This window comes from Kitasatospora sp. NPDC057965, assembly GCF_042887135.1.
Taxonomy (GTDB): Bacteria; Actinomycetota; Actinomycetes; order Streptomycetales; family Streptomycetaceae; genus Kitasatospora.
The window spans coordinates 23,108-36,839 of the sequence record NZ_JBHVPZ010000010.1 but is presented as its reverse complement, the minus strand read 5'-3'; the positions used below and the strand labels follow the sequence as shown (position 1 = coordinate 36,839).

Annotated in this window: 10 protein-coding genes and 1 tRNA gene; all 11 read left to right on the top strand. The window is 73.8% G+C overall.

Going from position 1 to position 13,732, the window contains the following annotated elements; all coding sequences use genetic code 11:
• Window positions 1-4: 4 nt before the first annotated feature.
• The 11 genes from ACFVVU_RS14945 (at window position 5) to ACFVVU_RS14895 (ending at window position 13,708) form a co-directional block, all read left to right on the top strand.
• On the top strand, window positions 5-970 hold the full coding sequence (locus ACFVVU_RS14945; RefSeq protein WP_387790144.1) for a 4-(cytidine 5'-diphospho)-2-C-methyl-D-erythritol kinase: 966 nt from the start codon (window positions 5-7) through the stop codon (window positions 968-970).
• Between the two features lie 131 nt (window positions 971-1,101).
• Window positions 1,102-2,949, top strand: a complete 1,848-nt coding sequence (locus tag ACFVVU_RS14940; RefSeq protein WP_387790143.1) for an ABC-F family ATP-binding cassette domain-containing protein — start codon at window positions 1,102-1,104, stop codon at window positions 2,947-2,949.
• 289 nt (window positions 2,950-3,238) lie between these two features.
• Window positions 3,239-3,784 carry a hypothetical protein gene (locus ACFVVU_RS14935; RefSeq protein WP_380684013.1) on the top strand — a complete coding sequence of 182 codons (546 nt, stop codon included), beginning with the start codon at window positions 3,239-3,241 and terminating at the stop codon, window positions 3,782-3,784.
• Between the two features lie 46 nt (window positions 3,785-3,830).
• Window positions 3,831-5,510, top strand: a complete 1,680-nt coding sequence (locus tag ACFVVU_RS14930) for a WXG100 family type VII secretion target (RefSeq protein WP_387790141.1) — start codon at window positions 3,831-3,833, stop codon at window positions 5,508-5,510.
• Between the two features lie 95 nt (window positions 5,511-5,605).
• Entirely contained in the window at window positions 5,606-6,964 is a 1,359-nt protein-coding gene (locus ACFVVU_RS14925; RefSeq protein WP_387790140.1) for a S8 family serine peptidase, read from the top strand.
• Between the two features lie 121 nt (window positions 6,965-7,085).
• A complete protein-coding gene (locus tag ACFVVU_RS14920) occupies window positions 7,086-8,420 on the top strand; it encodes an MFS transporter (RefSeq protein ID WP_380684010.1) in 1,335 nt (444 codons plus the stop codon).
• Window positions 8,421-8,486: 66 nt separating this feature from the next.
• Window positions 8,487-8,559, top strand: a tRNA-Thr gene (locus ACFVVU_RS14915).
• 247 nt (window positions 8,560-8,806) lie between these two features.
• A complete protein-coding gene (locus tag ACFVVU_RS14910) occupies window positions 8,807-9,475 on the top strand; it encodes a response regulator transcription factor (protein ID WP_355370240.1) in 669 nt (222 codons plus the stop codon).
• Between the two features lie 193 nt (window positions 9,476-9,668).
• Window positions 9,669-10,631, top strand: a complete 963-nt coding sequence (gene galE / locus ACFVVU_RS14905) for a UDP-glucose 4-epimerase GalE (protein ID WP_380684009.1) — start codon at window positions 9,669-9,671, stop codon at window positions 10,629-10,631.
• Window positions 10,632-10,983: 352 nt separating this feature from the next.
• Window positions 10,984-11,991, top strand: a complete 1,008-nt coding sequence (locus ACFVVU_RS14900) for a LuxR C-terminal-related transcriptional regulator (protein WP_387790137.1) — start codon at window positions 10,984-10,986, stop codon at window positions 11,989-11,991.
• An 88-nt stretch (window positions 11,992-12,079) separates the two neighbouring features.
• Window positions 12,080-13,708 (top strand): polysaccharide biosynthesis protein, encoded by a 1,629-nt coding sequence (locus tag ACFVVU_RS14895; RefSeq protein ID WP_380714702.1) that lies wholly within the window; start codon window positions 12,080-12,082, stop codon window positions 13,706-13,708.
• The last annotated feature ends 24 nt before the right edge of the window (window positions 13,709-13,732 follow it).

Here is a 13,732-nt window from a genome sequence, read left to right as displayed (position 1 = left end):
TCCCGTGAGCGTCACGGTACGCGTGCCCGCCAAGGTCAACGTCCAGCTCGGGGTCGGAGGCCTGCGCGCCGACGGCTTCCACGACCTGGCCAACGTCTTCTTCGCGGTCGCCCTCGGCGACGAGGTGACGGCGACGGCGGGCGAGCCCGGCGCGGGCGTCACCCTGAGCTGCACCGGACCGGACGCCGACGCCGTCCCGCTGGACGGGAGCAACCTCGCCGCCCGCGCCGCCCGGTTGCTCGCCGCCCGCCACGGCCTCGCCGAGCCCGACGTCCACCTGCACATCGCCAAGGCCATCCCGGTCGCGGGCGGCATGGCCGGCGGCAGCGCCGACGGCGCGGCGGCGCTGGTCGCCTGCGACGCCCTGTGGGGGCTCGGCACGCCGGCCGGCACGCTGCTGGAGCTGGCCGCCGAACTCGGCTCGGACGTGCCGTTCGCCCTGGTCGGCGGCGTCGCCCTGGGCCGCGGCCGGGGCGAGATCCTGGAGCCGCTGCCCGTCACCGGCAGCTACCACTGGGTCTTCGCGGTCGCCGACGGCGGCCTGTCCACCCCCGCCGTCTTCCGCGAGTGCGACCGCCTGCGCGAGGAGGCCGGCACCGGCTCCAGCGACGCCGAGGTGCCCACCCCCGACGCCGACCCCGCCCTGCTCGCCGCCCTGGCCGACGGCGACGCCGTCGCGCTGGCCGCCGCCCTGGCCAACGACCTCCAGCCGGCCGCCCTGTCGCTGCGCCCCGCCCTCGCCGACACCCTCCGGGCCGGCACCGCGGCCGGGGCGCTCGGGGCGCTGGTCTCCGGCTCCGGGCCGACCTGCGCCTTCCTGGCCAAGGACGCCGAGGGCGCCGAGGCGGTCGCCGCCGCGCTGCGCGCCTCCGGCAGCTGCCGGACCGCGCACGCCACCCACGGGCCGGTGCCGGGCGCGGCCGTGGCGGCGGGCTCGCCGGACGCCGTGCTGCCGGGGCCGGGCGCGTAGCGACCGGTCGGGCTGGTCGGGCCGGCCGGGCTGGTCGGCCGAGCGCGCGGCGACCCGGGACGGGCCCACTAGGCTGGGAGGCTCCGGGCTCCGCCCGAGCCCGGACCGTCGAACCCAGGAGCGCAGCACACGTGGCCGTCAACCTCGCCACCATCGAGTCCGTCACGAAGGTCTACGGCACCCGGGCCCTTCTGGACGGGGTCAGCCTCGGCGTCAGCGAGGGCGACCGGATCGGTGTCGTCGGACGCAACGGCGACGGCAAGACCACCCTGATCCGGATGCTCGCCAAGCTGGAGGAGCCCGACGGCGGCCGGATCACCTGGTCCGGCGGCCTCCAGCTGGCCGTCCTCACCCAGCACGACTCGCTGGACCCGACCGCCACCATCCGGCACGAGGTCATCGCCGACCGCGCCGACCACGAGTGGCTCGGCGACGCCCGCATCCGCGACATCATCGAGGGCCTCTTCGGCGGCCTCGACCTGCCCGGGTTCCCCGACGGCCTGGACACCGTCATCGGCCCGCTCTCCGGCGGCGAGCGCCGCCGCATCGCCCTCGCCAAGCTGCTGCTCGGCTCGCCGGACCTCATCGTCCTCGACGAGCCCACCAACCACCTCGACGTCGAGGGCATCGCCTGGCTCGCCCGGCACCTCCAGTCCCGCCGCTCCGGGCTGGTCTGCGTCACCCACGACCGCTGGTTCCTCGACCAGGTCTGCACCCGGATGTGGGACGTCCAGCACGGCGCCGTCCACGAGTACGAGGGCGGCTACTCCGACTACGTCTTCGCGCGCGCCGAGCGGTCCCGGATCGAGGCCGTCGAGGAGCAGAAGCGCCAGAACCTCGCCCGCAAGGAGCTGGCCTGGCTGCGCCGCGGCGCCCCCGCCCGGACCTCCAAGCCCCGCTACCGCATCGAGGCCGCCAACGCGCTCATCGCCGACGTGCCCGAGCCGCGCGACAAGAGCGAGCTGATGAAGTTCGCCAACGCGCGCCTCGGGCGGACGGTCTTCGACCTGGAAGGCGTGACCGTCAAGGCCGGCCCCAAGCTGCTGATGGAGAACCTCACCTGGCAGCTCGGCCCCGGCGACCGGATCGGCCTGCTCGGCGTCAACGGCGCCGGCAAGACCTCGCTGCTGCGCGCGATGCGCGACGCCTACGCCTCGGAGGGCGACGTCCAGCCGACGTCCGGGGTCATCAAGGTCGGCAAGACGGTGCGCCTGGCGTACCTCTCCCAGGAGGTCGCCGAGCTGGAGCCGACCACCCGGGTGCTGCAGGCCGTCGAGCAGGTCCGCTCCCGGGTCGACCTCGGCAAGGGCCGGGAGATGAGCGCCGGCCAGCTCTGCGAGCAGTTCGGCTTCGGCAAGGACAAGCAGTGGACGCCGGTCGGCGACCTCTCCGGCGGCGAGCGGCGCCGGCTCCAGCTGCTCCGGCTGCTGATGGACGAGCCCAACGTGCTGTTCCTCGACGAGCCCACCAACGACCTCGACATCGAGACGCTCAACCAGCTGGAGGACCTGCTCGACGGCTGGCCCGGCTCGATGGTCGTCATCAGCCACGACCGCTTCTTCATCGAGCGGACCACCGACGTGACGTACGCGCTGCTCGGCGACCGGCGGTTGCGGATGCTGCCGAACGGCGTCGACGAGTACCTGGAGCGGCGGGCCGCGATGGCCGCCGCCGCGGCGGCCGCGGCGGCTTCGGCCGCTGCCACCGGTGCGGCGGCGGCAGCGCCGGCGGCGGGCGGCGCGGGGGCCGGGGCGCCCGCGCTGTCCGGCGGGGACCTGCGGGCGGCGAAGAAGGAGATGCAGAAGCTGGAGCGGCAGATCGCCAAGCTGGACGAGAAGGAGTCCAAGCTGCACGCCCAGCTCGCCGAGCACGCCGCCGACTTCTCCAAGGTCGCCGAGCTGGACGGCCAGCTGCGGGCGGTCCGGGAGGAGAAGGAGGAGCTGGAGATGAGCTGGCTGGAGCTGGCCGAGCAGGTCTGAGTCCTCCCGGGAGCCGCCGACGAGCGGCGCCTCTCCCACCCGCACGGCCCGACGGCCCGGCGCGCTGAGCGCCGGGCCGCACGTGTCAAGTTCGTACCGATCGCGTACAAGCGGGCCATGGGCCCTGCCGGTCCGACGGAGGCGGTGGCTACGATGACCGAGGCGCCGCTCGTCCCGAGGCGTGGACGGTGCGGGGCCGCTACGACCGAGTAGTTGACGTTGTGTTGTGTGCGACGGCGATCCGGGAGGCCTGGAGCGCTCCGCACATACGGGGGAGAGGTGAACAGCCGTGCCAGGTGAGGTCCCGCCGAGCTCGGAACCCAGGCCGGATGTGCCCGGCGAGGTGAATCCGTATTCACTCAACGACACGTGGATCGGCCGCACGATCAGCTATGCGCAGGCCAACGTCAGTGCCGTCGGACTGGTGTCCGCGTTCGGCAAGCAGGACGTCACGGTGGAGCTCGACACGCTCACCACGTTCGCGAACAAGATCGAAGCGCTGCTCGCCGCCATGGAAGGGTCGCCGGCCGCACCCTACAAGCTCCAGGAGCAGAAGCTGACCGGTGGAAGCTTCGCCAGTGCGGAGTTCTCGGAGGCGACGGCTCTGACGGCTGCCTACGACAAGGTCCACGCCCAGCTCGTCAAGCTCCACAAGGACTTCATGTCCCAGATCGAGGCCATGAAGAACGCGGTCTCGCAGACGGCGGGCAACTACGCGGGCAACGAGGATCACACCGCTGCCGCGCAGACCACGATCGCGAAGAACGCGGGCGTCGCCACTCCGGCAGCGGGTCCGGACGGCCCGGCGCCGAAGCCGACCAGTGTCACCTACTGATGGTGGCGGTCCGGGGAGAGGTTTTCGGGGAGACGGGGAGTAAGTAGTGGCAGGCGGAACGAACTTCGAGGGCATTCACCACGCCGGGCTCAAGAACATGGTCAAGGGCAGCGACCCCACCAAGGTGCTCAGCCGGGGGACCCAGCTGCAGGCGGCCGGCCGTGTCCTCAAGGACCTGGGTGCGGCACTCAAGGCGCACGCCTCGCAGATCGCCTGGGAAGGGCCGGCTGCCGAGAGCTTCAAGGCCTGGGTCGGCAATCTGCAGCAATCGGCCGCACTGCTCGGCGACTACTCCAAGTCGGCCGGCGACGCGATGCACCAGGCCGGCGAGGCGCTCAGTACCGCGAAGGCGGCCGTACCCGAGGTACCTGAGCAGGACATCAAGACGGTCAACGGGCGCCAGACGCAGGGCTCGCCCAACCCGATGGCGCTCACCAAGGCCAATCTCACGATCGACGGTGGGACCACCGCGAACATCGACTCGATCATGAAGAGGAGCTACAACTCCAACTGGGTGTCCGAGGCCGATGCGCAAGCCGCAGCCCATCGGGTGTATCTGGCGCACCAGGAAGCCATCCACCAGATGGAGAAGCTGGGGCAGGCGTACGACGCGGCGACGACGAAGCTGAACTCGCTGGGTGATGTGACACTGCCGGGAACGCCGGAGTCCGGTAGTCGAGACAGCTCGTCGGACTACTCGAAGGGCGGTGGCGGTGGCGGTGTCGGTGGCGGGGGCGGCGGAGCCGTTCGCAGCCTTGCGCCGAGCGTTGGTGGTGGCAACGGCCCAGTCGGCGGCGGTTACGTAAGCAGTGGCGGTTCCGTGACGCCGCGTCCGCCCGCGTCGGTGCCGGACGGGCCGAGGACTCCGGGGCACAGCACTCCGATTCCGCCGTCGCACGGTGGTTCGGTGCCGCTGCCGGGCGACCCGGGCACGCCCGGGACGGTGACTCCGCCGACCACGTTCCCCGGGGACCGTCCCGGCACCGGGCTGGACAGCCTGCCGACGGTGCCGACGCTGCCCGGACACACCGGACCGGTGGGGCCGGCGGGTGGCGGCCCCGTGCCGTCGTACCCGCAGGGCGGCGGCCCCGGACAGCCGGGCATCCCGGGTGGCGGGCCCGGTCCCTTCCCGGGTGGCGGGCCGATCCCGTTGGGCGGCACCGGACCGTTCACCGGGGGAACCGTGCCGCTGAAGGGCGGCGGCGGGGGCTCCGTTCCCCCGAACCGGACCAGCACCTTCGGGGGCGGGAACCCGTCGGCGAAGGGTGGTGCCCCGGTGCCGACCAACGGCGGGGCCGTCTTCGGGGCGCGCGAGGCGGCCCAGGGCCGGGCCGGCGGGCCGGCCGGCGGTGGCGGCTTCGGCGGTCCGGGCGGCGCGATGCACCCGGGTGGCGGCGGCCATGGTGGTGGCGCGGTCGGTGGTTCGCGCGGTCGCGGGTACAGCTCGACCGTCGGCGGTGTGGTCGGCGGGGCGAAGGGGCCGGTGGCCGGCGGGGAGTTCACCCCCGGCGGCAGCGGCCTGCGCAACCGGGCGGCCGCAGCCGGGGCTGCGGCGGCCGAGGGCGCGGCGCGGCCGGGCCAGAACGGCATGATGGGCCCGAGCATGACGGGCGGTGCGGGGGAGCGGCGCGAGCGTGAACGGCGCCGGCGGGCCGACTACCTGCACGAGGACGAGGAGACCTGGACCAGCGGTACTTCGAAGAGCAACCCGGGCGTGATTGAGTAGTGCGGAACGACTGCCCGGCCACTGGGCCCACCCGGTGGCCGGGCAGTTCTGCGTGGGCGTGTTCTCGGACAACGGGGAAGTGGCGAGGAGTTGTGATGCGTCGGACGATCGCCGGAGCGCGTCGACGGGTGTTGGCCATTTCGTTCTTGGCGGCGGGCCTTGTGGTCGGGCCGATCGCGGTGCCGGCAGTCGCGGATGGTCCGATGCGTGAGGATCAGTGGCATCTGGATGTCATGCGCGCATCCGAGATGTGGAAGATCACCAAGGGGCAGGGCGTCACGGTCGCGGTGATCGACAGTGGCTTCAAGCTGGATCATCCGGATCTGGCGGGACAGTTCCTGCCCGGCAAGGATTTCAGCGACAGCCCGGGTGGTGTGGGGAGCTACGCCGAGGGGCACGGCACCCAGATGGCCGGCCTCATCGCAGGTACCGGGAAAGCGGACGGTGGAAAGGGGGCGTACGGGCTCGCCCCCGGAGTGAAGATTCTCCCGTTGAAGATCGCCAACGGTTCTGAGAAGCCGATGGTCGCCACGGAGTTCCTCGGCCAGATCGGGCAGGCCGTCGACTATGCGGCCGACCAGGGAGCCCGGGTCATCAACGTTTCCCAGGGGATTGCCGCGTTCAGGGCGTCCGACTCCGACGTGGCGAAGTTGAACGCGTCCCTTGCCCGGGCGAGGGCCAAGGGCTCTCTTGTCGTATCCAGCGTGGGGAACTCGGCTCAGTCGGGTAACCAGGTCGAGTATCCGGGGGCGCTGCCCAACGTCGTCGGTGTAGGGGCTGCCGACCGGAACGGCACGGTGACAGCTGAGTCGCAGCGCGGGCCGCAGGTCACGCTCGTTGCGCCCGGTGTGGACATGATCGAGTCATGCACCGGTACGACCGGCTACTGCAAGAGTCATGGCACTTCGGACTCGGCGGCCTTGGTGTCGGCTTCGGCGGCTCTGGTATGCGCGGTGCATCCGGATTGGACGGCCAATCAGGTTCTCCGGGTGCTGATCAATACGGCGGGGAAGCCGGTGGACGGTTCGGTTCGGACGGATGATGCCGGGTACGGCGCGGTGCGGCCGCGGGTTGCGCTGACGGATCCGGGTGATCCGGGCCCGGCCGATGTGTCTCCCGTTCCGGTGACGGAGGCGTCGTCCTCGGCGAGCCCGGCGGCAACTGTTGCGTCGAGCGCGCCGAGCGAGCCGACCGCATCCGGGGCGAGCCCGAGCGCTGCGCCGGTGGGCGGCGCTCCCACGGCAGGACCGGACGCGGTGGAACGGTCCGGGTCGGGCAGTGTGGTTCCGGTCGTGGTGGCGGTGGTTGCGGGGCTGGCCGTGGTGCTGGCGGTGGTTGTGGTGGTCGCGAGGCGGCGGGCTGCCGGGGCGCGGCAGGGAGTGGTGGGCGCTGTGCCGCCTCCGCCGGTGTACGGGCCGCCGGAGCCGCCGGGCGACAACCCGTACGCGAGGTGATGTGGGGGGTTGCTGTGGGGGTGTGAGGGCGGCGCCGGGGGGCGTGGGGGGTGGGGTGGGGCGCGGGTGTCACTCGGGTGGGCGCTGTCGGGGGTGGGGTGGGGTCGTCAGGGTTGGGGGCATGGGTGCGACGGGGCAGATGCGGCGGGCCGCTGCGGCGGCGCTGATCGGTACGGCGATCGAGTTCTACGACTTCTTCATCTACGGGACGGCGGCGGCGCTCGTCTTCGGTGAGGTGTTCTTTCCCGAACTGGGCACGGTGGGAGCGCTGTTGGCGGCGTTCTCGGTGTACGCGGTGGCCTTCCTGGCGCGGCCGCTGGGGGCGGTGGTGTTCGGGCACTTCGGGGACAGGCTGGGGCGCAAGACGACGCTGGTGGTGTCGCTGCTGCTGATGGGTCTGTCGACGGCGGCGGTGGGGGTGCTGCCGGGGTTCGCGGCGTGGGGGTGGTGGGCGCCGGTGGCGCTGGTGGTGCTGCGGGTGTGCCAGGGGGTGGGGCTGGGCGGGGAGTGGGGTGGCGCGGCGCTGCTGGTGGCGGAGAACGCGCCGGCGGGGCGGCGGGGGCGGTACGGGGCGTATCTGCAGCTGGGGCCGACGACCGGGTTCGTGCTGGCCAACGGGGTGTTCCTGGCGCTGCAACTCGGGCTGGACGAGGGGGCGTTCCGGTCCTGGGGCTGGCGGGTGCCGTTCCTGGCGTCGCTGGCGCTGGTGGCGGTGGGGCTGTTCGTGCGACTGCGGCTGGAGGAGACGCCGCTGTTCCGGGGCGAGGCGCGGACCGGGGCCGAGCGGGCGCCGGTGGTGGAGGTGCTGCGCGGGCACTGGCGGACGGTGCTGGTGGGGTGCGGGGCGATCACGGTGGGGTACGCGCTGTTCTACCTGACCACCACGTACGCGCTGGCGTACGCGACGACGGGGCTCGGGGTGCCGAGCACGGTGGTGCTGGCGATGCTGCTGGCCGGGGCGGCGGGGAAGGCGGTGACGGTGTGGCTGAGCGCGCGGCGCAGTGACGAGTGGGGCCGGCGCCGGACGCTGCAGGGGGCGACGGCGCTGGCGGTGGCCTGGGGGCTGGTGCTGTTCCCGCTGCTGGAGACGGAGCGGCGGGAGCTGATGTTCCTGGCGCTGGCGGGGGCCATGGTGGTCCTGGGGTGCCTGCTGGGGCCGCTGGCGGCGTTCTTGCCGGAGCTGTTCCCGACCCGGGTGCGGTACACGGGGGCGGCGCTGACGTACAACCTGGGCGGGGTGGTGGGCGGGGCGACGACGCCGCTGATCGCGACCAGGCTGACCGAGGCGTACGGCACGGCGGAGCCGGTCGGCTGGTACCTGGCGGCGTGGGGGGTGGTGGCGCTGCTCTGCCTGCGGCTGCTGCCGGAGACCCGCGGAACGGACCTGGCGGTGGCGGGTTCGCTGCGCGGCCGGGCGGCCGGGACGGATTTCCCAATCGGCCCCCCGGCCGTGTAATGTCTTCCTTGTTCGAGCGAGCGGGCGGAGCGGAAAGCGAAGCCGGGGAGCACGGACAGGGAACAAGCCCCTATAGCTCAGTCGGTAGAGCGTCTCCATGGTAAGGAGAAGGTCTGCGGTTCGATTCCGCATGGGGGCTCGGTCGGGACCTCCGCCTTCGGGCGGGGGTCCTTTTTGTTGTGCCCGCGAGGCCGGGCCAGGGCGGGGCCAGGGCCGGGCGGCAGCCGAGTGGCGGCCGGGCGACGGCCGGGCGACGGCCGGGTGGTGAGACGGTCCGGTGAGACGGTCTGGCAGGTCGGGTACGGAATGCGCTGTGATGGTGCGTCATCGGACGCCTTCCTCAGCCGGGCGGGGCTGCGGGCGGGACGCCGACCTGGAGGGGTCTCATGGGTGTTCGTCTCGTCGTGGTGGACGACCACCGGTTGCTGGCCGAGGCGCTGGCCACCGCGCTCCAACTGCGCGGTCACCGGGTGCTCGCGGTGGGTTCGCCGGCTTCGTCGGCGGCCGATCTGGTGGCGGGCCGGCGGCCGGAGGTGTGTCTGCTGGGGGTGGCCGCGCCGGGCGAGCCGGGGGCGTTCGACGGTTTGCGGCGGATCCGCCGCGAGCGGCCCGAGGTGGCCGTGATCGTGCTCGGCCCGGTCGGTGAACTGCGGGGCGTGGCGGGGGCGTTCGCCTCGGGGGCGGCCGGGTACGTGCCGAGCGACGAGCGGATCGAGGTGGTCGAGCGGGCCATCGCGCGGGCCCGGGCAGGGGAGGCGGCGGTCGCGGTGGAGGTGCTGCGGGGCGCGTTCGACCAACTGCTGAGGCCGGCGGCCGAGCCGGACGACGAGGCGGTGCGGCTGCTGCGACTGCTGACCCGCCGGGAGGTCCAGGTGCTGGCGCGGATCGCGGACGGCGAGGACACCGCGGCGATCGCGGCGGGGATGCGGATCGCGGCGAGCACGGCCCGTACGCACGTCCAGCGGGTGCTGATGAAGCTCGGCGCGCGGACCCGGCTGGAGGCGGCGGCGGTGGCGGCGCGCACCGGACTGCTGGAGCGGATGGCGCGCGGCTGACCACCGGACGACGGGCCGGCGACGGGCGGGTGGACGGCGCCGACGGCCGGTGAGAGGCGGACGGCGCCCCGGTCGGGAAGGGCCCTCCGGATGGTTCCGAGCACCCCCGGCGGCCAGGGAGAATAGGCCGAAGTCGTACGTACGTCCCCGATGGTCCGCCGACGGCGGTCCATCGCCCGCTGGAGGTCGCATCATGAGTAAGTACCTGGTCACGGGTGGCGCCGGCTATGTCGGCAGCGTGGTCGCCGCCCACCTGCTGGAGGCGGGGCACCAGGTGACCGTCCTGGACGACCTCTCGACCGGCTTCCGCGAGGGCGTGCCGGCCGGTGCCGAGTTCGTCGAGGGCCGGATCCAGGAGGCCGGCAAGGTTCTGGACGCCTCCTTCGACGGCGTGCTGCACTTCGCCGCCTCCTCGCAGGTCGGCGAGTCGGTCGTGGACCCGGAGAAGTACTGGCGCAACAACGTGGCCGGCTCGCTGGAGCTGATCAGCGCGATGCGCGCGGCGGGTGTGCGCAAGCTGGTGTTCTCGTCGACCGCCGCCACCTACGGCGAGCCGGAGTCCGTGCCGATCGCCGAGACGGCCCGCACCGCGCCGACCAACACCTACGGTGCCACCAAGCTGGCCGTGGACCACCTGATCACCAGTGAGGCCGTCGCCCACGGCCTGGCCGCCGTCTCGCTGCGCTACTTCAACGTCGCGGGCGCGTACGGCCAGTACGGTGAGCGCCATGACCCCGAGTCGCACCTGATCCCGCTGGTGTTCCAGGCCGCCCTCGGCCAGCGCGAGCACATCGCGGTGTACGGCGACGACTACCCGACCCCGGACGGCACCTGCATCCGCGACTACATCCACGTCGCGGACCTGGCCGACGCGCACCTGCTGGCGCTGGACGCCGCCAAGCCGGGCGAGCACCTGATCTGCAACCTGGGCAACGGCAGCGGCTTCTCGGTCCGCGAGGTGATCGAGTCGGTCAAGCGGGTCACCGGCCGGGAGATCCCGGTCGTGGTCTCCGGCCGTCGCGCCGGCGACCCGGCCGTGCTGGTGGCCTCCGCCGAGCGCGCCCACCGGGAGCTGGGCTGGACCCCGCGCCGCCCGAACCTGGACGACATCGTCGCCGACGCCTGGAAGTTCACGCTGGAGAAGAACGGCCGGTAGGCCCGCCCGTTCCGGCACCCACGGAGCGCCGCCCCCCGTCCGGACGGGGGGCGGCGCTCCGGCGTTTCGCGGAAGCGCCGGGGGGAGAACGGCGACGGAGGGGCGGCGACGGCGGGGGAGAGCGGTCGCGGGGCGCCAAGTCACGCCAATTTCGCACCTCCTGACGAAACTTCACCAAACCCCCACCGAGCCAGCGCCCACCCCGTACGCTGATTCCGGTACCGGTGGGGGTCGGTGCCTCGGTTCTTCCGGACATCCGGGAGGCGATCGGCGCAGGACGCGCCCGGACGGCGGCGGTGGGACCGGGCGCCGTCCCGGGCACGGGCCGGAGCTGAGCAGGGGGGAAGTGACGATGGGGCGGATCCGCGTCCTGGTGGTCGACGACCACCGGATCTTCGCCGAGGCACTGGCCGCGGCGCTCGCCGCCGAGCCCGACGTCGAGGTCGGTGCGGCGGGCAGCGCGGCCGCCGCGGAGCGCGCCCTGGAGCGCGCCGCCACCGAGGGGCGGGCGTTCGACGTCGTCCTGGTGGACGCCGACCTCGGGGTGGCCGAGGGCGGGTCCGCCGCGCGCAAGGCCCGCCAGCCGGGTGCCGACCCGCCCGACGCGCTGCGCCGCCGTCCGGCTCCGGCCGTGCCCTCACCCCGCCGCCCCCCGGCGATCCCGAACGCGGGCCCGGCCGGCCCGGCCGGTGCCCCCGGCGGGGCGGTCCGCTACCCGGTCGCCGCCCGCCCGGCCGGCCCGTACCCGGCGGAACCGCATCCGGCGACGGCGACCCCGTCCGCCGCCCAGCCGCCGCCGACGGCCGGGCCGTCCACCGCACAGGTCCCCGACGGCATCACCCTGCTGGCCCGCGTCCGCCGCCGTCACCCCGGCCTGCGGGCGATCGTCCTGGCCACCGTCGACGACCCGCAGCGGGCCGCCCGGGCCCTGCACGCCGGCGCCACCGGCTGGGTGGCGAAGGAGAGTTCACTGGCCCGGCTGCTGGCGGTGATCCGGGGCGTGCTGCGGGACGAGACCCATCTGCCGCCCGCGCTGCTCACCGGGGTGATCCGCGAACTCACCACGGCCCGCCGGGACCGCACCGAGAGCGAGCGGCTGGTCGACACGCTCACCCCGCGGGAGAAGCAGATCCTGCGCTGCATGGTCGCGGGCCTCGGCCGGCAGGCCGTCGCCGAGCGGCTCTACCTGTCCCCGCACACCGTCCGCACCCACATGCAGAACGTCCTCGGCAAGCTCGGGGTGCACTCCACCCTGGCCGCCGTCGCGGTGGCCCGCCGGGCGGGCGTCAGCCCGTCCGAACTCGGGGCTCCCGCCGCTCCGCCGTCCGTCGCCACGTCCACCTCTCCCGGCGCCGGCTGATCCGCCCGTCCGTCACACCCAGGTACCGGCCCCGGACCGCCTCCGGCGCCGGCTCAGGTCCGTCAGGTCAGGGAACTTCGGAGGACAGATGTCGCCGCACAGCACTTCCGCACGCCCGCACACGGCCCCGCAGGGCGCGAACGAGGGCGCGAACGACGCCGTGAGCGCGCCGGGCGCCCGGCCGGACGCACCGTCCGGCCGGTCCGATCGGGCCTCCGGCGGCCGTGCCGCGCCGCCGACGGGGCTGCGCACCCTGGTGGTCGGGGCCGGGGCGGCCGGCACCGCGCTGGTGCGCGACCTCGGCCGGGCCCCGGAGTTCGGCCTCGCCCCGATCGGCCTGCTCGACGACGACCCGGCCAAGGCCGGGCAGTCGGTGGACGCCGTGCCCGTCCTCGGCACGCTCGCCGAGCTGACCGCGCTGGCCGTCGAGCACCGTGCCCAGGTCGTCGCGCTGGCCATCCCCGGGCTCGGCCCGCAGCGGGTCCGGGCGCTGGCGACCGCCGCCGCCGCGGCCGGGGCGGCCGTCCGCTACCTGCCGTCCTTCCTCGCCGCGCTGCGCCGCGAGGTGGTCGGCTCCGACATGCGCAGCCTGGACGTCAACCGGCTGATCGGCCGGCACGAGGTGCACGTGGTCTCCGCCGACGTCCGGGACGTGATCGAGGGCCGACGGGTGCTGGTGACCGGCGCCGGCGGCTCGATCGGCAGCGAACTCTGCCGCCAGGTGCACGCGTTCAACCCCAGCGCGCTCTACATGCTCGACCACGACGAGTCCAATCTGCACCGGCTGCAGCTGGAGATCTGGGGCGAGGCGCTGCTGACCGACGAGTCGCTGGTGATCGCCGACATCCGGGACCGGCCGCGGATCCAGCAGATCTTCCGCGACCTCAAGCCCGAGGTGGTCTTCCACGCCGCCGCCCACAAGCACCTGCCGCTGCTGGAGCGCCACCCCAGCGAGGCGGTGAAGTCCAATGTGCTGGGCACCGACCACCTGGTGGAGGCGGCGCTGGCCACCGGTGTCGAGCGGTTCGTGCTGATCTCCACCGACAAGGCGGCCGATCCGACCTCGGTGCTGGGCGCGAGCAAGCGGCTGGCCGAGCTGATCGTCCAGGCGAACGCCCGGGACGCCCGCGATCTGGGCACCGGGGTGTTCTCCGCGGTGCGGTTCGGCAATGTGCTGGGTTCGCGCGGCTCGCTGCTCTCGGTGCTGGCCGAGCAGCTGCGCAGCGGCGGCCCGGTGACGATCACCCATCCCGATGTCACGCGCTTTTTCATGACCATCGAGGAGGCCGTCGGCCTGGTGCTGGAGTCCGGCCGGATGGCGCGCGGCGGCGAGGTGTTCGTGCTGGACATGGGCGAGCCGGTGCGGATCGTCGACCTGGTGCACAACTTCGCCGAGCAGGTGCAGCTGGCCAGGGACGAGGTGGAGATCCGCTACACCGGGCTGCGGGCCGGGGAGAAGCTCAACGAGGCGCTGTTCTCGGAGGGCGAGGAGCGGCTGGCGACCGAGCACACGCGGATCTACGCCACCGTCGCGGACGCCGCGGCCGGGCCGGAGGATCTGGCCGGCGGGCTGACCGGGCTGTACGGGGCGGCGGCGGTGAACAGCGACGACGAGGTGCGCCGGCGGCTGGCCGAGCTGCTGCCGGGCTACCGGACGCCGGAGCCGGTGCCCGCCCCGGTGCCCGCGCTGAGCACGCCGTACCCGGACGGGTTCTGAGGCCGCCGCCGGTTTGCTGCCGCC